Below are 21,345 nucleotides of genomic sequence, written 5' to 3'. Positions count from 1 at the left end.
GGGAGGAATGACGTGACCGAGAATTACGTAGACGGGCTTTCACTCGAGGAGAAGGCGTCGTTGACGTCGGGCTCGGATTTCTGGCACAGCCAGTCCGTTCCCGGAATCGAATCAATACTCCTGACCGACGGTCCGCACGGAGTCCGGAAACAACCCGAGGGCGGCGACGCACTCGGACTCGGCCACAGCATTCCAGCGACATGTTTCCCACCGGAGGTCGGGTTGGGCTCGTCGTGGAACCTCGACCTCATCCGCCAGGTCGGTGAGGCTCTGGGCGACGAGGCCAAAGCCGAACAGGTCTCGGTCCTCCTCGGCCCAGGCATCAACATCAAACGATCACCCTTGTGTGGCAGGAATTTCGAATACGTCTCCGAGGACCCATTCCTCTCCGGCCGCGTCGCGGCAGCGCTGATCACCGGCATCCAGTCTCGCGGCGTCGGAACCTCGCTCAAGCACTTCGCTGCCAACAACCAAGAACACGACCGGATGAGAGTCAGTGCCGACGTCGACGAACGGACGCTGCGCGAGATCTATCTGGCCGGCTTCGAATACGCCGTCAAGACCGCGGCCCCGACGACGGTCATGTGCTCGTACAACAAGATCAACGGTGTGTACTCGAGCCAGAACCATTGGCTGCTCACCGAGGTACTCCGCGAACAGTGGGGCTTCGACGGCCTCGTCGTTTCGGACTGGGGAGCGGTCAACGACCGCGTGGCGGCACTCGCCGCGGGCCTCGACCTGGAAATGCCGCCGACCGGAACCGATACCCAGATCGTCGACGCCGTGCGCGGCGGCGACCTGGACGAATCAGTGCTCACCACTGCCGCCGAGCGCCTGGCGACGCTGGTGGCACGCACCGCCGCCGCGCGCACCGAAGGCCACACGTACGACGTCGAGCGTCACCACGAACTGGCGCGGACCGCTGCAGCGGAGTCCGCTGTATTGCTGGCGAACGACGGAGAACTGCTGCCGCTGACCCCCGGCGGGCAAACCGTCGCGGTGATCGGCGAATTCGCGTGCAGCCCGCGGTACCAGGGGGCCGGCAGTTCGCAGGTGGTTCCAACCAAGCTCGACAATGCCTTGGACGCGATACTCGACCTCGAAGGCGCCGACCGCGTCACTTTCGCACCGGGCTTCACCTTCGACGGCACTCCGGACGACGACATGGTCACCGAGGCTGTCGACGCCGCACGCCGCGCTGACGTCGCGGTGCTGTTCCTCGGACTACCGTCCGCCACGGAATCCGAAGGATTCGACCGAACCGACATCGAACTGCCGGCTGACCAGATCGCCCTGTTGGAAGCGGTCCACGGCGCGAACCCGAACACGGTCGTCGTGCTCGCCAACGGCGGCGTGGTTGCGATCGAGCCTTGGAAGGATCATGCCGCCGCAATCCTCGAGGGCTGGCTACTCGGCCAGGCGGGCGGCTCGGCGATTGCCGATCTTCTGTTCGGCATCACGAATCCGTCCGGCCGCCTGACGGAGACCATTCCGCTTCGCCTCCAAGACAATCCGTCGTATCTGCATTTCCCGGGATCACAGCAGCACGTCCGCTACGGCGAAGGCCTGTACGTGGGATACCGCTACTACGACTCCGCGCTGCGCGAAGTGGCGTACCCGTTCGGGTTCGGGCTGAGCTACACCACCTTCGACATCACCGATACCTCCGTCGAGGCCGGTGAGAACTCCGCCGAAGTGACCGTCACCGTGCGCAACAGCGGCGACCGATCGGGCAGCACCGTCGTTCAGGTCTACGTTCACGACGCCTCGGCAAGCATCGATCGACCCGCGCAGGAATTGAAGGGCTTCGCCAAGGTCCACCTCGACCCCGACGAATCCGCGACTGTGACCATCACGCTCGACACCAGGGCATTTGCCTATTGGTCCGTCGCGGCGCAGGACTGGGCGATCGAACCTGGCGACTACGAGATCCGCGTCGGCTTCTCGTCTCGGGACATCGCAACCACCGACACGATCACCCTGGCCGGGAACGTCGGCGTCGGCACGCTCGACGCCATGTCGACCATCGGCGAATGGCTCGCCCATCCCGTCGGCAGCACAGTTCTCGGCGCCGCCATGGCTGCCGCAGCGGGCGACGGTGCACAGGCGGTCAGCCCCGAGATGATGGCACTCGCAGGCTCGATGCCGCTCGGAAAACTCGCCACCTTCGGCCTCGGGATCACCGAGGAACAGGTGGAGCAGTTGGTGGCGGCCGCAGCACAGCCGGCCTCCTAACTCCCTGAACTGCGGTTTCGACGAGCGGCGTGACCGCCAGTAGATTTTTATGAACTATTTGGTTAATAATCTTGTGTAGTTGCTGTGGCGTCGGTTACATTCCTTGTATCGCTCTCCGCACAGACGTTCTTTATACGAACACAATCGGCGGATGTAGAGCCTCCACGACGCTTCCACCCAGGAGATGAGCATGTCAGCTAGCACGGTTACACCGTCCGGGCCCGAGGCGGGGTCCTTGGCAAGGCCGGATACGACCAAGGTCAAGCGCGCCGCAACATCGTCGTTTCTCGGCAGCATGCTCGAGTACTACGACTTCTACATCTACGCCTCCGCCGCTGCGCTCATCTTCCCCACGGTGTTCTTCCCGGACAGCGGACATGCGGCTCTGCTTTCGCTGGCCACCTTCGGTGTCGCGTACGTCGCGCGTCCCCTCGGCGCTGTAGTCCTCGGCCATTTCGGTGACCGCGTCGGCCGCAAGAAGATCATGCTGCTCACGCTCATTCTGATGGGCGCAGCCACCTTCCTCATCGGATGTATTCCCAGCGCCGATTCGATCGGAGTTCTTGCACCGATCCTTCTTGTCCTGATGAGAATCGCCCAGGGCATCTCCGCCGCGGGTGAACAGAGCGGTGCCAGCTCACTGACGCTCGAACACGCCCCCGAAGGCCGACGCGCGTTCTTCTGCAGTTGGACCCTCAACGGCACCCAGGCCGGCTTCATCCTCGCCAGCCTCGTATTCCTGCCCATCGCCGCGCTCCCCGACGACATCCTTTACACGTGGGGTTGGCGAATCCCGTTCTGGGGCAGCCTGATCGTTCTGGTCGCGGCATACATCATGCGTCTCAAGCTCGAAGAGCCCGAAGAGTTCACCGAGCAGCAGGAATCCAAGACCGTCGCCAAATTGCCTGTTGCCGATCTTCTTCGCACCCACAGCGCAAATCTGATTCGCGTGATCTGCTGCGCTTTCATCGCCGTCGTCTCGACCATCTTCTCCGTCTTCGGTCTCGCTTTCGCCACCACCGAAGAAGTGGGGATTCCGAAGTCGACCATGCTCTGGGTTGCCATCGCAGCCAACGCCGTAGCCCTGCTCAGTCAGCCCGCCTGGGCGATGCTCTCCGACCGGATCGGTCGCAGGCCGTTGTTCATCGGTGGCGCCCTCGGTAGCGCGGTGTTCATCTACGTGTACTTCGGCGCAATCGCCAGCGGCAACGTTCCCCTGATCTTCCTCGCCGCAATCGGATTGATGTCCGTCTTCTACGCTGCCCCGAATGCCATCTGGCCGTCGTTCTACTCCGAGATGTTCAACACCAAGGTCCGCTACTCGGGCATTGCGATCGGCACCCAGGTCGGCTTCGCCCTCGCAGGCTTTGCCCCCGCCATCGGCAACGCCCTCATGGGCGGCGACAAGACACACTGGATGCCCGTTGCCATTCTGACTTCGGTGGCCTGCGTCATCTGCGCGGTCTCGGCGTTCACCGCTAAGGAGACGTTCCGCACCCCCCTCAAGGAGCTCGGCAACCCGATCTAGCCGACCACCCCACAGACACCCTGCACGAACCACTGTGTTGCGCGAACGACTGTGGCCCGGCATCTCGCGAGAGATACCGGGCCACAGTCGTTTTGAAGTTCTACGCCGTCTTGTCGCGACGCTCGCCACGTTCCGGCTTACGCGGAACGATGGTCGGAAGTACGTTGTCGTTGACGGTCTCCGCGGTGACGACCACCTTTTCGACGTCGTCACGGCTGGGAATGTCGTACATCACGGGAAGAAGAACCTCTTCCATGATGGCGCGCAGGCCACGAGCGCCGGTTCCACGCAAGATCGCCTGATCGGCAATAGCGTCGAGCGCTTCTTCGGTGAACTCGAGTTCGACGCCGTCCATGTCGAACAGGCGACGATACTGCTTGACGAGAGCGTTCTTGGGCTCCGACAGGATCTGAACGAGCGATTCCTTGTCGAGGTTGGTCACCGACGCGATCATCGGCAGTCGGCCGATGAACTCCGGAATCAGACCGAACTTGATCAAATCCTCCGGCATGACCTCGGCGAAACGATCGACCGTATCCAGTTCGGCCTTCGACCGAACCTCGGCACCGAATCCGATACCGCGCTTGCCGACACGATCGGAGACGATCCGCTCGAGACCTGCGAAAGCGCCCGCGACGATGAACAGCACGTTCGTGGTGTCGATCTGAATGAATTCCTGGTGCGGATGCTTACGGCCACCCTGCGGCGGGACGCTTGCCTGCGTACCTTCGAGGATCTTCAGCAACGCCTGCTGAACGCCTTCGCCGGAGACGTCACGCGTGATCGACGGGTTCTCGCTCTTACGGGCGATCTTGTCGACCTCGTCGATGTAGATGATTCCGGTCTCGGCGCGCTTGACGTCGTAGTCGGCAGCCTGAATCAGCTTGAGCAGAATGTTCTCGACGTCCTCACCGACGTAACCGGCCTCGGTCAACGCCGTCGCGTCAGCGATGGCGAACGGGACGTTGAGCATCTTCGCGAGAGTCTGAGCGAGATACGTCTTGCCACAGCCGGTGGGGCCGAGCATCAAGATGTTGGATTTCGCGAGCTCAACCGTCTCACCCCGCGCGTCACGGCCCTTGTCGCCGGCCTGAATGCGCTTGTAGTGGTTGTAGACGGCCACGGCCAACGTCCGCTTGGCGGAGTCCTGACCGATGACGTAGTTCTCGAGGAATTCTCGGATCTCCGCAGGCTTGGGAAGCTCGTCGAGCTTGACCTCGCTCGATTCGGCCAATTCCTCTTCGATGATCTCGTTGCAGAGGTCGATGCACTCGTCGCAGATGTACACCCCGGGTCCTGCAATGAGCTTTTTGACCTGCTTCTGACTCTTACCGCAGAAAGAGCACTTGAGCAGATCCCCGCCGTCGCCGATGCGTGCCATCTCGTGAGGTCCCTACTTTCCATCATGTACGTGCACTCGCCGCCACTCGATCGGTCGAGACGCTCCGCAGTACTTCGGTAGTTGTCAGATCAGACAAACTGATCGAACAAATCTGGTCGAACAATCGCAGAACGCCGGTCGAGAACCAGCCCGTGAAGTGACGGTACCCGCAGATCCCGAACGGGGTCGACCTGTTCTCGGCGTTTCGTCTGCGGATAAAAAAGAAAAGAGTCGAGATTTCAGCCTGGCAAGCGCTCCACCAGGCACTTCTCGACGTGTCCGCCTCGTGTCGGGAATCGGGATACAGATCCTCGACACGAGGCGGAAATCGACTACTTCTGTGCGCTGAGCTTCCGGTAAGCCAGCACGTCGTCGATGATGCCGTACTCCTTGGCCTGCTCGGCCGTGAGGATCTTGTCGCGATCGGTGTCGACGCGGATGGTCTCCGGATCCTTACCCGTGTGCAGCGACAGCGTGCTCTCCATGAGCCGACGCATACGCTCGATCTCCGCAGCCTGGATCTCCAGATCGGAAACCTGACCCTGGATGCCGCCCGTAGCCGGCTGGTGGATCAGAATGCGCGAGTTGGGGAGCGCGAAGCGCTTGCCCGGCGTACCGCCGGCCAGAAGCACGGCAGCTGCCGAAGCAGCCTGACCGAGGCAGACGGTGGAAATGTCGGCACGGACGTACTGCATCGTGTCGTAGATCGCCATCAGCGCGGTGAAAGAACCACCGGGCGAGTTGATGTACATGGTGATGTCGCGGTCCGGATCCTGCGATTCGAGAACCAGCAACTGCGCCATGAGGTCGTTGGCGGACACGTCGTCGACCTGCGAGCCGAGGAAGATGATGCGCTCCTCGAAAAGCTTGTTGTACGGGTCGGACGTCTTGACGCCGTAGCTGGTCTGCTCCGTGAACTGGGGCAGGATGTAACGCGATTGGGGGCCCGACGGCGCCTGGCCGCCCAGCGAGTTAGCTCCGAAAAGATTGGTCATCAGTTCTCCAAAGTATGAATTGGGCAGCGAAAGGATGGGCGTACCGGCTCAGTTGCCGGTGCCGCCGGCCTGATTCGCACGGGAGACGACGTGGTCGACGAAGCCGTACTCGAGAGCTTCCTTCGCCGTGAACCAACGGTCACGATCGGAGTCCGCGGTGATCTGCTCGACCGTCTGGCCGGTGTGCTGAGCAATCAGCTCGGCCATTTCGCGCTTGGTGTGCTTGAACTGCTCGGCCATGATCGCGATGTCACTTGCGGAACCACCGATGCCGGCGGACGGCTGGTGCATCATGATGCGGGCGTGAGGCAGCGCGTAGCGCTTGCCCTTGGTGCCTGCCGAGAGCAGGAACTGACCCATCGACGCCGCAAGGCCCATGCCGAAGGTGGCGATGTCGCACTCGGCGAACTGCATGGTGTCGAAGATCGCCATACCTGCGGTCACGGATCCACCGGGCGAGTTGATGTAGAGCGAGATGTCTCGCGTCGGGTCCTCGGCCGAGAGCAGCAGGATCTGTGCGCACAGCTTGTTGGCGATGTCGTCGTCGACCTGGGTACCGAGGAAAATGATGCGCTCTCGCAGCAAGCGCTCGTACACCGAGTCGCTGAGGTTCAACCCAGCGGTCGCTGAAGTCATGGCGGGACTCTGCAAAGTCTCCAGGTGATTGGAAGTCACGGTACCTGCCTTCTATGTGGATCTACTTGTGCGGTGGATCGTCTATGCGAAACACTTCTACTGACACAGACAGTAACGAAGTAGGGCGGCACCGGAGTCCCGGTGCCGCCCTACTTCGCTCAAAGCGGAAAACTCAGTGCAGTCGATCGTGGTGAAAACACCCGTCCGCCTGCGTTTTTACTTGTCTTCGCTCTCGGCGGAATCAGACTCGTCCGCTTCGGTTTCGGCCTCACTGCTGCCGAACAGCTCTGCGGTGTCGACAACTGCGCCGGAGGTGTCCTTGACACCGGCCGACTCGACGACGGACGCGAGAGCCTTGCCACGACGGACGTCTGCGAAGACGGCGCCGAGCTGGTTGGCCTGCTGGATCTGCTGGATGAACTGCTCAGGAGCCATGCCGTAACGCTGCGCCTGGAACAGGATGCGCTCGGTGAGCTCGTCCTGACCGACGGTGACGTTGCCCGCATCGGCAATCGAGTCGAGCAAGAGCTGCGTCTTGACGGAGCGCTCAGCGGCTTCCTGTGCATCCTTGTCGAACTCTTCGCGGCTGCTGCCCTGCTCTTCGAGGAGCTTGTTCAGTGCCTCTTCGTCGTGATCGAGACCGTGAACGGCGTCGTGCAGTGCAGCGTCGACCTCAGCCTTGACGACAGCCTCCGGCAACGGAACCTCGACGGTCTCGAGCAGCTGCTCGAGAACCTTGTCGCGGATCTGACCGGCCTGCTCGACCTTGCGGACGCGTGCGACGCGCTCACGGAGGTCAGCCTTCAGTTCTTCCAGGGTGTCGAACTCGCTGGCGAGCTGAGCGAACTCGTCGTCCTCAGCCGGAAGCTCGCGCTCCTTGACCGTCTGCACGGTCACGGTGACAACAGCTTCCTTGCCTGCGTACTCGCCGGCGACCAGCGTCGACGTGAAGTCCTTGGACTCCCCCGCCTTGAGGCCGATGATGGCTTCGTCGAGGCCCTCGATGAGCTGGCCCGAACCGACCTCGTGCGACAGTCCGCTCGCGGTTGCCTCGGCAACGTTCTCGCCGTCGACGGTGGCCGACAGATCGATGGAGACGAAGTCGCCGTCCTCGACTGCGCGGTCGACGCCGGTGAGGGTACCGAAACGCTGACGCAGCGAAAGCAGCTGCTCTTCGATAGCTTCGTCGGTGATCTCGATCGGATCGACCTCGACGTTGATGGAGCTGAAGTCAGGGAGCTCGATCTCGGGGCGCACGTCGACCTCGGCGGTGAACTCGAGGAGCTCGCCGTCTTCGATCTTGGTGACCTCGATCTCGGGCTGGCCGATGGCCTTCACGCCGGCGCTGGTGACAGCCTCGGAGTAACGCGACGGCAGAGCGTCGTTGACGACCTGCTCGAGCACAGCGCCGCGACCGACACGCGCTTCGAGGAGGCGGGCCGGAGCCTTGCCGGGACGGAAGCCGGGGAGACGAATCTGCTGCGCGAGGGCCTTGTAGGCCTTGTCGAAATCAGACTTGAGTTCCGCGAAGGGCACCTCAACGTTGATACGGACTCGCGTCGGGCTGAGCTGCTCGACGGTGCTCTTCACGAAACTTCGCTCCTTCGTCTGGTCTTGCTCACAACTTGTGTTGAATCGGTACTGCTGTCTGGCGCGGCACTTCACTCCCGGACTTACTGGAGGTGAAGTGCCATGTACGTACTTGTCGGGATGACAGGATTTGAACCTGCGACCCTCCGCTCCCAAAGCGGATGCGCTACCAAGCTGCGCTACATCCCGTTTCCGATCACATGAAACACACGATACGGCCATCCGAGGCCGCTAAGACAGCGGGCCACAAAGGCAGCCACCATCGGTGACCGCGCACAACCCTATCGCGCTCACTACTCTCTCACGAACCCGACCGCCATTTGTACACGGCCCGGCTGTCGACCCCGTCAGTATGTCATCCGACGGCAGCCACATACGGCAGCCACATACAGCCTTGCCTCAACTGCCATTCAGAGCCGGAATCAGAAGCCGCGCCTGCGGCCGAGACACCCCGACTCGCCGAGCAATTCGCCAATTCCCCAGGTGAACGACGGTCTCGAACTTCTCCGACCCCCCGATTATGAAATCCGGTGGGGCATTGGGTACAGTTTCGTATCGCAGACGACGAACACGGCGATCCCGAGTTGTCGTATGCACGGGGATGTAGCTCAATGGTAGAGCCTCAGTCTTCCAAACTGATCACGCGGGTTCGATTCCCGTCATCCCCTCCATCAGGAGGGAAACTCCACAAAAGATCCGCATCGGCCCAGCCGGTGCGGATTTTTTGTATTCCGACTTTGTCCACTCAGACCACTCCCCTGCGGTCCGTATCCTGGAGTTGTCCGGATCGATTCTGCTCGGGAGGCCACTCGTGACCACGATTCTTCTCATACTCGTCATTCTGGCCGTAGTCGTATTTCTGGTCATGAAAAGCCAGCAACGCGGTTCCGGCCACAGCGCAACACAACTCGACGATGCGAAAGCCGATGCCCGGCAGGCGATCGAACGCCTCGGCGGTCAGGTCTACAACCTGACCGGCAGTGACGACGCGTCGCGCCAAGCCCTCGCCGACGCGGCCGAACGGTACAACGCCGCAGGCTCGCAGATCGATCAGGCCGCAACGCCGGTCCAAGCACGTCTCGCGAAACAGACTGCACTGGAAGGGCTTTACTACATCCGCGCGGCACGGGTGGCGATGGGCATGGATCCGGGACCGGAAGTTCCTTCCATCGACGGACAGAAGGCTGCCGGTTCGGTCACCGAAGACCGTGAGGTCGAATTCGAGGGCCGCAAGGTCGCCGCATCACCCAATCCGTCGTCGCACACACCCAACTACTACCCCGGTGGCCGAGTCGCCGGACGCCCGGTCCCGGCCGGCTGGTACTCCGAACCCTGGTGGAAGCCTGCACTCGTCGCCGGCGCCTGGGGTCTGGGTTCGATGATGCTGTTCTCGACCATGTTCTCCGGCATGGCCGGGGTTCCTTACGGCGCAGAGGCTTTCGCCCAGGGTGGCGATCCCGGCGCCGACACAGGCTCCGGTGACTCGGGAGATCAGGGTATGGACGCCGGTGATCCCGGCGCCGACCAAGGAAGTATCGACAACACGGACTACACCGCTGACGGCGGAAGCGACTGGTCTGGTGGCGACGGAGGCGGAATGGATTTCGGGGGCGGCGGGGACTTCGGCGGCTTCGACTTCTAAGCCGACTGACACACCGGGCACCAGAACAGGTTTCGTGCCTTCATGACGGAATGCAGGATCGGTGTGCCGCACACGCGGCACGGCGATCCTGCTCTTCTGTAGACATAGGTACGCGGACGATCCTTCGCGTACGCCGGATCTCCGTTGTCGTGCTCGGCGCGAACGACGTGCATCTTCCCCCGTCTGACGCCGACTTTCATCAATTCGACTAGGTCTGCCCACATGGCGGTCCACTCGCCGTGAGAGACGAGATTCCCCGGTCGTTCAGGGTTGATTCCGTGACGAAAGAGAAGTTCGGCGCGATAGACGTTGCCGACACCCGCCAGGACCGCCTGGTCCATCAGCAGGGCGCCGATTGCCGTCTTGGACTTGGAGATTCGCAACCAGGCCTTCTCTGGATCCGCGTCGCGGCGCAGTGGGTCCGGCCCGAGTCTGGCCTCGATCGCGGCGACCTGAGGAGGTAGCAGGACTTCGCAGGCGGTGGGACCACGAAGGTCGGTGCCGAAGTCGGCACCGACCATTCGCATCCGGACCTGGCCTACCGGTTCTTCCATCGGCAGGGTGGCGTCGGTGAACTTTCCGTACAACCCGAGGTGTACGTGAACTGTCAGACCGTTGTCGTACGTGTGCCAGAGGTGCTTTCCCCAGGCATCCGAGGACGTGAGTACGTGTCCGTCCACCAGGCGCGCGTCCTCGGCGAATCTGCCTTGCGGACTGAGGACGCGGACCGGTGAACCGACGAACTTGCGGGCATGCAACCGTGCCAGCCGGTGCAGGGTATGACCTTCAGGCACGGAACAACTTTCGGATCAGGCTTGCGGCAGAGCCGGTGCGACGCCGGTCTTCTCGTACTCGGACAGGATGTCGATACGACGCTGGTGGCGCTCTTCACCCGACCATGCGGTGGCGAGGAAAGCGTCGACGATGGCAAGCGATTCCTCGAGGGAATGCATACGTCCGCCGATGCCGATCAGCTGAGCGTTGTTGTGCTCACGTGCCAGCTTCGCCGTTTCGACGCTCCAAGCGAGGGCGCACCGTGCGCCGGGAACTTTGTTCGCTGCGATCTGCTCGCCGTTGCCACTGCCACCCAGGACGATTCCCAGGCTGCCCTCGTCGGCGACGACGCGCTTTGCGGCTTCGATGCAGAAAGCCGGGTAGTCGTCCACGGCGTCGTACTCGTGAGCACCACAGTCGATGGCCTCGTGGCCGTTCGCTTTCAGGTGTTCGATGATCTCGTTCTTACGTTCGAATCCGGCATGGTCGGCACCCAGGTATACGCGCATGGCGACAATTCTCTCAGGCCCGACCAGCCGGGCGCACCCGGGTCGACGTCACACTTTCAGGAACACGCATCGCCGCGCGAGCACACCTATCGTGGTGCCCATGTACCCCGTCAACGGCCAGGCCGCTGCACCCGCCCTTCGTATGTCACCGGGCAGTGACGCCGTTCGCCACCCGTGGGAAATCCCGCTACTCGTGCTCGCGGTGCTGACGACGGTCGTCACTTATGTGGTGGCGATCGTTCTGATCGCTGCGGGTGATCTGTCGACGTGGATCCTCGTGGTGCTCGCGGCTCCGATCCTGCTGTTCCTCGCGCGAGGTCAGCTGTACGGATCGCAACAGGTCAACGGAATCAAGATGACGCCTTCACAGTTTCCGGAGGGGTATCAGCTGGTTGCCGAGGCTGCGGCACGGTTCGGCATGAAAACTCCGCCGGATGCCTACGTCGTGCTGGGGAACGGACGGATCAACGCGTTTGCGTCGGGGCACGGATTTCGCCGTTTCGTCGTCGTCTACAGCGACCTGTTCGAAGTCGGTGGGCAGGCACGCGAGCCCGATGCGCTCGCATTCATCATCGGCCACGAGGTCGGCCACATCGCTGCCGGGCATGCGTCGTACTGGCGCCAGTGGGGACAGTTCGCGTCGAACTACATTCCGGTGATCGGGTCTTCGCTGTCGCGTTCCATGGAGTACACGGCGGACAACTTCGGCTTTCACATGCGTCCGCAGGGTGCACCGGGCGCGATGGGCGTCCTCGGCGCGGGAAAGTATCTGGTGGGTCTGGTCGGGTTCGACGAACTGGCCGATCGGGCGACACTCGAATCCGGGTTTTTCCCGTGGTTCGTCAACATCTTGTCGTCGCATCCGGTGCTGACCTGGCGTGCGGCTGCACTTCGCAACCGCACGCACTCAGGGCATCTGTTCTTCCGGCCGGGCCAGCTCTACCGAAATCCGGCGCTCACTGCCGCTCAGTCGAACTGAGGATCCTCGTTGCGGGTCCGCTTGAGCTCGAAGAAGTGGGGGTAGCCGGCCAGCGCGACTGCGCCGTCCCACACCTTGCCTGCGTCCTCGCCGCGCGGGATGCGTGAGAGCACGGGGCCGAAGAACGCCACGCCGTTGACATGGATCGTCGGGGTTCCGACGTCGGGTCCGACGGCGTCCATGCCCTTGTGGTGGCTCTCGCGCAGAGCCTCGTCGTACTTGTCGGTGTCGGCGGCCTCGGCCAGTTCAGGTGGCAGGCCGACCTCGGCGAGGGACGACTTGATGACGTCGGCGAAGTCCTTGTTGCCCTCGTTGTGAATCTTCGTCCCCATAGCCGTGTACAGCGGCAGCAGGATCTCGTCACCCTTCAGCTGCGCTGCAGCGATGGCGACACGGACCGGGCCCCAGGCCTTGGTCATCATCTCCCGGTACTCGTCGGGAAGGTCACGGCCCTCGTTGAGAACCGCAAGGCTCATCACGTGGAACTTGGCCTCGATGTCGCGTACCTGCTGGGCCTCGAGAATCCAGCGTGAGGTGATCCAGCACCACGGGCAGAGCGGATCGAACCAGAAGTCAGCAGTGTCCGTGGTCTTGCTCGAGGTTGCGCTCACGAAGAAACTCCCTATCAGTTCATGTCGGTCAGGTCATATCAGTTCGGGGACATACTCCCGTTCTGCCAACAATCATGAACCCGCAATCCTTCCCGCGCTTTCCCCCGAACCACCTCCCGATCGCAGTAGTGTCGAAAAGAAACGAGTACGAAGGAGTGGTTCAGTAATGAGCACCAACCGGAGATTCGTGATCGTCGGCGGCGGGCTCGCGGGCGCAAAGATCGCAGAAGCCCTGCGTGACAGAGATTTCGACGGTGAGATCACCGTACTGAGTGAAGAAGACCACCTCCCGTACGAGCGTCCGCCGCTGTCGAAAGAGTTCTTCGCCGGCAAGAAGACGCTCCCCGAATTCACCGTCCACGACGGCGAGTGGTTCCGCGACCATCATGTCGATCTTCGCCCGGGAACGACGGCAACGGCCATCGACCCCGCTGCGCACACCGTGTCACTTCCGGACGGTTCCACGATCAGCTACGACAAGCTCGCCTTGGCCACCGGTTCGCGGTCGCGGCGCCTCGACATCCCGGGATCCGACGCCGAGGGCGTTCACTACGTGCGAACAGTCGATCAGGCCGCCGCGCTGCTGCGCACCCTGGCCGCCGACAAGAAGCTCGTCGTGGTCGGTGCCGGCTGGATCGGCCTCGAAATTGCCGCGTCGGCTCGCGGTTTCGACGTCGAGGTCACCGTGCTCGAACATGCCGGCCTTCCGCTCGAATCGACCCTCGGCCCGGAAATGGGTGAGGTCTTCGCCGCGCTGCACCGCCAGAACGGGGTGGACTTACGCACCGGCACGGACGTCACTGCAATCTCTGTCGACGGCGGTCACGCCTCGGGCGTCACTTTGAGCGATGGAACCGTGATTCCGGCCGACGCCGTGTTGATCGCTGTCGGCGCATTGCCGAACACCGAGTTGGCATCGGAGGCGGGTATCGACGTCGAGAACGGGGTTCTCGTCGACGCCGGTCTGCAGAGCAGCGACCCCGACGTGGTCGCAGTGGGTGACATCGCGGCCGCACAGCATCCGATTCTGAATGCACGAATTCGGGTGGAGCACTGGGCAAACGCACTCAACCAACCCGAGACGGCCGCAGAGACCATGTTGGGACGGCCCGCCGAGTACGTCCGCATGCCGTATTTCTTCACCGATCAGTACGACCTCGGAATGGAATACGTAGGTCACGCACCGCACGGCGGCTACTCGAGTGTCGTCACTCGCGGCGACGTCGACAAGCGCGAGTTCCTGGCATTCTGGCTCGATTCCGCGAACAAGGTGCTCGCCGGCATGAACGTGAACATCTGGGATGCCGGTGACGCCATCAAGGAATTGGTCGCGTCTTCGCGTCCCGTCGATCCGGAGCGGTTGGCCGATCCGGAGATTCCGCTGGCAGAAGTGTCCGCTTGAGTGAAGTCGTTCTCTTCGTGATGGGATGGACGTAATAGATCCGCACCATCTACGAGGAGATCTTTGTGGTCGCACCGAACCTGACACGCGAAACCGCAGCGCAACGGTCAGCAATCCTGACCGTCGAGAACTACCTGATCGAACTCGATCTCACCGACGGCAAAGACGCACCCGGCGAGGAGACGTTCTCCTCGAAGACCACCGTCACGTTCACCGCCACGGCCGGAGCAAGCAGCTTCATCGACATCGTCGCGGCCAGAGTCCATTCCGCGGTCCTGAACGGCACCGCGCTCGACGTCTCCGGCTACGACGAGTCGACTGGCATCAGCCTGCCTGACCTCGCTGCCGACAACGAGTTGGTCATCGAGGCCGATTGCATCTACTCCCACACCGGCGAGGGGCTGCACCGATTCGTCGACCCGACCGATGACGCCGTCTACCTTTACTCACAGTTCGAGACGGCTGACGCCAAGCGCATGTTCGCGTGCTTCGATCAGCCTGATCTCAAGGCCACGTTCGACGTCCGCGTCACCGCTCCCACGTCGTGGAAGGTCATCTCCAACTCCGCGGTCGTCGAGACCCTAGCCGCCGATCCCGGCAAGCACGTCTTCAGGACCACCCCGAAGATGAGCACGTACCTGGTGGCGCTCATCGCCGGTCCCTACGCGCAGTGGACCGACAACTACTCCGACGAGCACGGCGACATCCCGCTCGGAATCTTCTGCCGCGCTTCGCTGGCCGAGTTCATGGACGAGGAGCGACTGTTCACCGAGACCAAGCAGGGATTCGACTTCTATCACCGCAACTTCGGTGTTCCCTATGCTTTCGGCAAGTACGACCAGCTCTTCGTCCCCGAATTCAATGCCGGCGCGATGGAGAATGCCGGCGCCGTGACATTCCTCGAGGACTACGTCTTCCGCTCCAAGGTGACCCGCTACTCGTACGAACGTCGTGCCGAAACGGTCCTGCACGAAATGGCGCACATGTGGTTCGGCGACCTCGTCACGATGGCGTGGTGGGACGACCTGTGGCTCAACGAGTCGTTCGCGACCTTCGCTTCGGTCCTGTGCCAGACCGAGGCCACGGAGTACACGAACGCCTGGACGACGTTCGCCAACGTCGAGAAGTCGTGGGCGTACCGCCAGGACCAGTTGCCGTCGACGCACCCGATTGCCGCGGACATTCCGGACCTGGCCGCCGTCGAGGTGAACTTCGACGGCATCACGTACGCGAAGGGCGCCAGCGTCCTCAAGCAGTTGGTGGCATACGTCGGACTCGAGCCGTTCCTCGCCGGACTGCGTGAGTACTTCCGTGAGCACGCATTCGGAAACGCAACCTTCGACGATCTGCTGGGCTCACTCGAAAAGTCCTCGGGCCGTGACCTTTCCGACTGGGGTCGGCAGTGGCTCAAGACCACCGGTTTGAACATCCTGCGCCCCGACTTCGATGTCGACGCAGACGGAAAGTTCACCCGCTTCGCCGTCCTGCAGGACGGTGCTGCACCAGGCGCCGGCGAGCGGCGAATCCACCGGATCGCAATCGGCATCTACGACGACGTCGACGGCAAGTTGGTACGAAGCCATCGCGTCGAACTCGACCTCGATGCTGTGGAAAGCACGGATGTCCCCGAACTTGTCGGCGTCGCCCGCGGTGCACTCGTGTTGGTCAACGACGACGATCTCACCTACGGCTCCGTGCGACTCGATCCCGAATCGTTGGCGACGGCGATCGAGCGGGTCGGCGACATCACCGATTCACTCCCCCGCACCCTGGTCTGGTCGGCGGCGTGGGAAATGACCCGTCAAGCCGAACTGAAGGCACGCGACTTCGTCGCGCTGGTCGAGCGCGGCATCAGTTCGGAGACCGAAGTCGGTGTGGTGCAACGTCTCTTGCTCCAAGCCCAAACCGCCATCGGCTCCTACGCAGATCCGGCCTGGGCCGAGGCCGAAGGCGCGGCGAGCTTCGCCAATCGGTTGCTCGAACTCGCACGTGAGGCAGAGGCCGGGTCCGACCACCAGCTGGCATTCGTCAACGCACTCACCGGCGCAGCACTCTCCCCGTGGCACACCGAGGTACTGCGCGAATTGCTCGACGCCGATCCCTCCACCGTTGGGCTCGACGGCCTGATCGTCGACACGGACCTGCGCTGGCGCATCGTCGGGGCACTCGCGGCCGCCGGTGAGATCGACGCCGAAGGAACCGCAACTCCATTCATCGACGCCGAAGCTCAGCGTGACCCGACCGCTGCGGGCGCTCGTCAAGCCGCGGCGGCCGCGGCCGGACGTCCGCAGGTCGCTGTCAAGGAAGAGGTCTGGGCAAAGGTCGTCGGCGACGACTCCGTGCCCAACATCACCGCGCGATCGATCATCGGCGGGTTCGCTCGCGAAGGCCAGGACGAATTGCTCGAGCCCTTCGTCTCCCGCTACTTCGCCGATATCGCGGCGGTGTGGGAACGACGCTCGAGCGAAGTGGCACAGACCGTCGTCATCGGGCTGTACCCGTCGTGGTCGATCTCGGACGAATCCGTAGCGGCAGCAGACCGGTTCCTCGAAGGCGACATCCCTCCCGCGTTGCGTCGCCTGGTCGTCGAAGGCCAGGCCGGCGTGGTTCGTTCACTCGCAGCACGAAAGTTCGACGCGAGCTGACATGCAAAAGGCCGGTGCCCGCGTCGATTCTCACGAATCGACGCGGGCACCGGCCTGTGTCTGACAAACAGTTACGGCGCTGAAATTGCGGCTGCCATAACGCGGATGGCACTGATCAGTCCGTCGATCAGGTTGCCTTCACTGAAGGATGCAACAGCTGCCGTTGCTCCGAGCTGGGTAACACGATCGGTGACCCGATCGGCGATTGCCCGACCGCTGCGAACCTCGACGGTGCGCTGGTTGGGCGAAACGGCGATCAGGACGGAACGCTCGGCTTCGGGCGTGGTCGGGAACAATGCGTCGGCACCCGCTGCCGGATCAGAACCGAGATCACCGACGTACGCGTTGAACCGCACCTTGGTGGCCCGCGTCGCTTCGGTCATCGCGACGTCGAGCGCGACCAGATCCATGGTCTCGAACGGAAGATCGTCGGTGAACGGCTCGCCGATGCGATGCACACCGGATACGCGTCCACTGGACGTGACGACGCTGCCGACGGGCAGGTCCTCGGGCGCTACTGCGAGCGCGGTCGAATGATCACCACTTGCCACTTGCGGACCCTCCGATCAGATCAGCCGAACCGGCTTCGATTGCGTGTGCACTGCCGTGATGGCCACCGCGAACGGTGACCTCGTCGACAGCACTCCACAGCACGGGAGCGTGATCCCACGACTCACCGAGATGGAACGCCGGCGGAACCGGTCCCGGCGTCTTCTTCCCGAGGAAGGACGCAGCCGCGAAGAACGCGGTGATCAAGGCCGGAATCCCAACGTATATCAGTACTACCTCGAGAATGCTCACACCAGATAACGTAGCCCAGAACGCCAGGAAGGAAAGCGTCAGGGCCACAAATTCTCGGGCAATTTCGTTTCGGTGACGCTAGAACTCAATTCAGGCTGCGCCCACGCCGACACATTGCTCAGGCTGCGCCCACGCCGAGATACGGCATCCACGCCGGATGCAATTCCTTGGTCGCCGCGAGCAGACGCCAGTGAGGTCCGGACGGCGGGACCAATTCCGCACGGAGGGTCCATCCGAGTTCGCTGAGCATCTTGTCGGCCTTGCGGTGGTTGCAGGGGGCACAGCACGCGACGCAGTTCTCCCACGAATGCCCGCCACCTCTGCTGCGAGGAACGACGTGGTCGATGGTTTCGGCTTTGGCTCCGCAGTACGCACATCGGAAGTGGTCACGATGCATCAGCGCGGCACGAGTCATGGGGATGCGGGCGCGATACGGAACGCGCACGTAGGTGCGCAATCGAATGACCGAGGGAACCTGCACCGACCAGTCCGCGGAATGGACTACCGGGCCCTGTTCGTCCTCGTGGACGGTATCGGCCTTGCCGCAGGCCATCAGTACGACCGCGCGCCTGGCAGGAAGGGCGGTCAGCGGTTCGTACGTGACGTTGAGCAGTAGCACCCGACGTTTCACCCACTCGGGGACTACGCGATCGGGAGGGAACATCTCGAGGTGAGAATGCTCGTCGGAAAAGAGTGGGTCGGCAGTGTGCGCGAACCCGTCAGGAACAACTTCCAGAACAGCCCCTAACGCGTGGTCGTTCCGCGCGCTAGTGGGCTGGAGTTGTCGGTGATTGCGTGCAGCATGTCGGTTCTTCATACGACCTCCGGGAGACTGCCCCCAAGTTGACCACGGATGATCGCGTTACGCACTCCCATTTCGAACAAAATTGCCAGGACGGCCGGTGAATTTCCGGTGAATGGGTACGCACTCCGACTCGATACAACCGTCGTCGACCCGGAAACCGACCACTACGGCCGTCAGGCACAATGGAACTTGCCATGAATGACGTACAGCACGACGTGCAGCAGACCTTCTACGACGCCGTCGGCGGAGCCGAGACGTTTCACAAGCTCACCGCGCGATTTTACGAAGAAGTCGCGAAGGACGAGGTTGTGCGCCCGCTCTACCCCGAGGCCGATCTCGGACCGGCCGAGCGGCGGATGAGGATGTTCCTCGAGCAGTACTGGGGCGGACCGCACACGTACTCGGAGGAGCGTGGACACCCGCGTCTGCGGATGCGCCACAATCCATTCGTGATCGGCCCGATCGAGCGTGATGCGTGGCTGCGGTGCATGCACGTCGCCATCGCGTCCATCGACGAGAAGACTCTGAGCCCGGTGCACCGCAAGCAGTTGATCGACTACATGGAGATGGCTGCCGCGTCCATGGTGAACTCCGCTATCTGACCGTCTACTTAGCCTTCGGCCTGAACACGCGCGCGACTCGGCGGGCAGCGCGTACCCCGAACGACACCGTGGGATGCAGGGGTGAACTCAAGATTGCATGCTTGCGCACGTACTCTTCGACCTCCCACTCCGACCAACTGCCCGCACGGAAGAGTGCGGCGTCGCCGACACTCAGGGTTCGCTCGGCGATTCCGTCGGCCTGAACGGTGACCGACCCTTCGATGATGTGCACGATTTCGTCCGCGTGGAAGTACCAGCGGAAGCGCCCCTTCGTGCAATCCCAGACGTGTGTAGTCGTGGTCCCGTCTTTACTCGCCGACCATTGCGCCGACCGTGCAACCGGTGTGCCGAAGATTATCCAGTCGCGGTTGATCGGATCATCTTCGAGCAGTACATGATCCAAACTGACCGCTTCGATTGCCGACAAAGTCAAGGCCAAGCCCCCTTGGTTGAATTCCCGAATACTTCTCCCCCGGCAGTAACACCAAAGTTGCCACATGGTGTCACCGCGTGAATGCAAAGTACACCAAGGCTAGGTAAAGAGTCACGCTTTTGCCGTGTCCAAGTCGTGAGAGTGCCAGACGTTTGGCACTATGAACTGCTGTGAGCACCCCCGCGGATTCGTCCTCTGTAAGCCGGCCCGAAGCCCCGTGGTGGAACGAGGCGGTCTTCTATCAGATCTATCCGCGTTCTTTTGCCGATTCGGGCAGCGACGGTATCGGCGACCTCGGCGGAGTCGAGGAGAAACTCGGCTACCTCGAACTGCTCGGCATCGATGCAATCTGGTTGAGCCCGGTGATGAAGTCACCGATGGCAGACCACGGCTACGACGTCTCGGATCCTCGCGACATCGATCCCCTGTTCGGCGATCTGGCGACGATGGATTCGCTGATCACGTCAGCCCACGAACGCGGAATCAAGGTCACGATGGACCTGGTCCCGAACCACACGAGTGATCAGCACGAGTGGTTCAAGGCAGCCCTGGCGTCGGCGCCCGATTCGGCGGAGCGATCCCGTTACATCTTCCGAGACGGCAAAGGTGAGAACGGCAACGAACCGCCGAACAACTGGCCGAGCATCTTCGGCGGCCCGGCGTGGACCCGTGTCACCGAAGCCGACGGAACACCCGGCCAGTGGTACCTGCACATCTTCGCCAAGGAACAGCCCGACCTGAACTGGGACAACCCCGAGGTCTTCGACGACCTCGCCAAGACTCTGCGCTTCTGGCTCGAGCGCGGAATCGACGGATTCCGCATCGACGTGGCCCACGGAATGGCCAAGCCCGACGGTTTGCCGGACCACGACTGGGAGCTCAACGAGCTCATGCGCAATTCCGACGACGACCCGCGGTTCAACAACCCGGCAGTTCACGAAATCCACCGCGGCATCCGCAAGGTCATGGACGAGTTCCCGGAGGCGATGACCGTCGGCGAGATCTGGGTGAAGGACAACCAGAAGTTCGGCGAATACATCCGTCCAGACGAACTGCATCTCGGATTCAACTTCCGACTTGCAGAAACCGAATTCTCCGCCGAGTCCGTCCGGGAGGCCGTGGAGAACTCTCTTGCGGCCGTCGCCGAGGTCGGGGGTGTGCCCACGTGGACGCTGTCGAATCACGACGTCGAACGTGAAGTCACGCGCTACGGCGGGGGTGAGATCGGAACCCAACGCGCACGGGCGATGATCCTCGTCGAACTGGCGCTTCCGGGCGCGAGCTTCATCTACAACGGGGCCGAACTCGGCCTGCCGAACGTCGACCTGCCCGACGAGGCACTACAGGACCCGGTCTGGGAACGATCCGGACATGCCGAGCGAGGACGCGACGGCTGCCGAGTGCCCCTTCCGTGGGAAGGAAGCGAACCCCCGTTCGGATTCACCACCGGTGCGAGCACCTGGTTGCCGATGCCACGCGAGTGGTCGACACTTACGGTGGAGGCGCAGATCGAGGACGTCGACTCGATGCTCTCGCTTTATCGCGCCGCCCTCGAACTTCGTAGCGCCAGGCCGGAGTTCTCCGGCGCCGACATCGATTGGTACGGCAGTCCCCCCGGCTGCCTCGCTTTCCGTCGACGCGGTGGTCTGATCTGTGCTCTCAACACCACGGAGGTGCCGATCGCACTGCCGAGCGGGCAGCTGCTGTTGAGCAGCGCACCACTCGTCGACGGTCAACTACCCGTCAACGCTGCGGCGTGGCTGATCTGAGAGAACAC

General features: G+C 62.6%; 19 protein-coding genes and 2 tRNA genes. 9 read left to right on the top strand and 12 right to left on the bottom strand.

Annotated elements, in window-relative coordinates:
* Window positions 1-12: 12 nt before the first annotated feature.
* Window positions 13-2,235: a glycoside hydrolase family 3 C-terminal domain-containing protein gene (locus QM609_RS07765; protein ID WP_050654638.1), complete on the top strand. Its 2,223-nt coding sequence runs from the start codon at window positions 13-15 to the stop codon at window positions 2,233-2,235.
* Window positions 2,236-2,425: 190 nt separating this feature from the next.
* Window positions 2,426-3,763, top strand: coding sequence for an MFS transporter (locus QM609_RS07760; RefSeq protein WP_283337263.1), 1,338 nt, complete (start codon window positions 2,426-2,428; stop codon window positions 3,761-3,763).
* A 100-nt stretch (window positions 3,764-3,863) separates the two neighbouring features.
* Here the strand turns inward: QM609_RS07760 and clpX are convergent, their stop codons facing one another.
* The 5 genes from clpX to QM609_RS07735 form a co-directional block, all read right to left on the bottom strand.
* The gene (clpX, locus tag QM609_RS07755) at window positions 3,864-5,144 is read right to left on the bottom strand and encodes an ATP-dependent Clp protease ATP-binding subunit ClpX (protein ID WP_003944582.1); all 1,281 of its coding nucleotides are present in this window, start codon (window positions 5,142-5,144) and stop codon (window positions 3,864-3,866) included.
* A 332-nt stretch (window positions 5,145-5,476) separates the two neighbouring features.
* Window positions 5,477-6,139, bottom strand: coding sequence for an ATP-dependent Clp protease proteolytic subunit (locus tag QM609_RS07750; RefSeq protein ID WP_003944539.1), 663 nt, complete (start codon window positions 6,137-6,139; stop codon window positions 5,477-5,479).
* A 48-nt stretch (window positions 6,140-6,187) separates the two neighbouring features.
* Window positions 6,188-6,775, bottom strand: coding sequence for an ATP-dependent Clp protease proteolytic subunit (locus tag QM609_RS07745; RefSeq protein WP_007730960.1), 588 nt, complete (start codon window positions 6,773-6,775; stop codon window positions 6,188-6,190).
* Window positions 6,776-6,991: 216 nt separating this feature from the next.
* A complete protein-coding gene (gene tig / locus QM609_RS07740; RefSeq protein ID WP_007730958.1) occupies window positions 6,992-8,365 on the bottom strand; it encodes a trigger factor in 1,374 nt (457 codons plus the stop codon).
* A 115-nt stretch (window positions 8,366-8,480) separates the two neighbouring features.
* A tRNA-Pro gene (locus tag QM609_RS07735) sits at window positions 8,481-8,554 on the bottom strand.
* A gap of 408 nt (window positions 8,555-8,962) precedes the next feature.
* Between QM609_RS07735 and QM609_RS07730 the strand changes: the two genes are divergently transcribed.
* A tRNA-Gly gene (locus QM609_RS07730) sits at window positions 8,963-9,036 on the top strand.
* A 194-nt stretch (window positions 9,037-9,230) separates the two neighbouring features.
* Entirely contained in the window at window positions 9,231-10,007 is a 777-nt protein-coding gene (locus tag QM609_RS07725; protein WP_050654637.1) for a hypothetical protein, read from the top strand.
* Here QM609_RS07725 and QM609_RS07720 read toward each other — a convergent pair.
* Both QM609_RS07720 and QM609_RS07715 read right to left on the bottom strand, forming a co-directional pair.
* Window positions 10,004-10,801 carry an Fpg/Nei family DNA glycosylase gene (locus QM609_RS07720; RefSeq protein WP_050654623.1) on the bottom strand — a complete coding sequence of 266 codons (798 nt, stop codon included), beginning with the start codon at window positions 10,799-10,801 and terminating at the stop codon, window positions 10,004-10,006. The genes QM609_RS07725 and QM609_RS07720 overlap by 4 nt on opposite strands.
* A gap of 15 nt (window positions 10,802-10,816) precedes the next feature.
* Window positions 10,817-11,290 carry a ribose-5-phosphate isomerase gene (locus QM609_RS07715; RefSeq protein ID WP_003944571.1) on the bottom strand — a complete coding sequence of 158 codons (474 nt, stop codon included), beginning with the start codon at window positions 11,288-11,290 and terminating at the stop codon, window positions 10,817-10,819.
* Window positions 11,291-11,432: 142 nt separating this feature from the next.
* On the opposite strand from QM609_RS07715, the gene QM609_RS07710 reads away from it, so the two are divergent.
* Entirely contained in the window at window positions 11,433-12,269 is an 837-nt protein-coding gene (locus QM609_RS07710; RefSeq protein ID WP_228232720.1) for a M48 family metallopeptidase, read from the top strand.
* Here the strand turns inward: QM609_RS07710 and QM609_RS07705 are convergent.
* A complete protein-coding gene (locus tag QM609_RS07705; protein WP_003944541.1) occupies window positions 12,257-12,880 on the bottom strand; it encodes a DsbA family oxidoreductase in 624 nt (207 codons plus the stop codon). The genes QM609_RS07710 and QM609_RS07705 overlap by 13 nt on opposite strands.
* Before the next feature lie 166 nt (window positions 12,881-13,046).
* Here QM609_RS07705 and QM609_RS07700 point away from each other — a divergent pair, with 166 nt between their 5' ends.
* The gene (locus QM609_RS07700; RefSeq protein WP_050654622.1) at window positions 13,047-14,282 is read left to right on the top strand and encodes an NAD(P)/FAD-dependent oxidoreductase; all 1,236 of its coding nucleotides are present in this window, start codon (window positions 13,047-13,049) and stop codon (window positions 14,280-14,282) included.
* 65 nt (window positions 14,283-14,347) lie between these two features.
* Window positions 14,348-16,927: an aminopeptidase N gene (pepN, locus tag QM609_RS07695; protein WP_050654621.1), complete on the top strand. Its 2,580-nt coding sequence runs from the start codon at window positions 14,348-14,350 to the stop codon at window positions 16,925-16,927.
* A 71-nt stretch (window positions 16,928-16,998) separates the two neighbouring features.
* Here pepN and QM609_RS07690 read toward each other — a convergent pair whose 3' ends face one another.
* The 3 genes from QM609_RS07690 to QM609_RS07680 form a co-directional block, all read right to left on the bottom strand.
* The gene (locus QM609_RS07690; RefSeq protein WP_003944512.1) at window positions 16,999-17,478 is read right to left on the bottom strand and encodes a DUF5130 domain-containing protein; all 480 of its coding nucleotides are present in this window, start codon (window positions 17,476-17,478) and stop codon (window positions 16,999-17,001) included.
* Window positions 17,465-17,728 (bottom strand): aa3-type cytochrome oxidase subunit CtaJ, encoded by a 264-nt coding sequence (gene ctaJ, locus QM609_RS07685; RefSeq protein ID WP_007730943.1) that lies wholly within the window; start codon window positions 17,726-17,728, stop codon window positions 17,465-17,467. The genes QM609_RS07690 and ctaJ overlap by 14 nt, the downstream gene beginning before the upstream one ends.
* A 118-nt stretch (window positions 17,729-17,846) precedes the next feature.
* Complete coding sequence (locus QM609_RS07680) at window positions 17,847-18,545, bottom strand: HNH endonuclease (RefSeq protein WP_003944465.1); 699 nt, start codon at window positions 18,543-18,545, stop codon at window positions 17,847-17,849.
* A gap of 182 nt (window positions 18,546-18,727) precedes the next feature.
* Between QM609_RS07680 and QM609_RS07675 the strand changes: the two genes are divergently transcribed.
* Window positions 18,728-19,135, top strand: coding sequence for a globin (locus QM609_RS07675; RefSeq protein ID WP_003944464.1), 408 nt, complete (start codon window positions 18,728-18,730; stop codon window positions 19,133-19,135).
* 4 nt (window positions 19,136-19,139) lie between these two features.
* On the opposite strand, the gene QM609_RS07670 is transcribed toward QM609_RS07675, so the two are convergent.
* Complete coding sequence (locus QM609_RS07670; protein ID WP_228232653.1) at window positions 19,140-19,568, bottom strand: cupin domain-containing protein; 429 nt, start codon at window positions 19,566-19,568, stop codon at window positions 19,140-19,142.
* A 170-nt stretch (window positions 19,569-19,738) separates the two neighbouring features.
* On the opposite strand from QM609_RS07670, the gene QM609_RS07665 reads away from it, so the two are divergent.
* Window positions 19,739-21,337, top strand: a complete 1,599-nt coding sequence (locus QM609_RS07665) for a glycoside hydrolase family 13 protein (protein ID WP_050654620.1) — start codon at window positions 19,739-19,741, stop codon at window positions 21,335-21,337.
* The last annotated feature ends 8 nt before the right edge of the window (window positions 21,338-21,345 follow it).

Origin of the sequence: Rhodococcus sp. IEGM 1302 (genome assembly GCF_030056935.1) — a bacterium.
Classification (GTDB): Bacteria; Actinomycetota; Actinomycetes; order Mycobacteriales; family Mycobacteriaceae; genus Rhodococcus_F; species Rhodococcus_F qingshengii.
The sequence above is the reverse complement of the archived record's forward strand: the minus strand, read 5'-3'. Positions and strand labels throughout refer to the sequence as shown.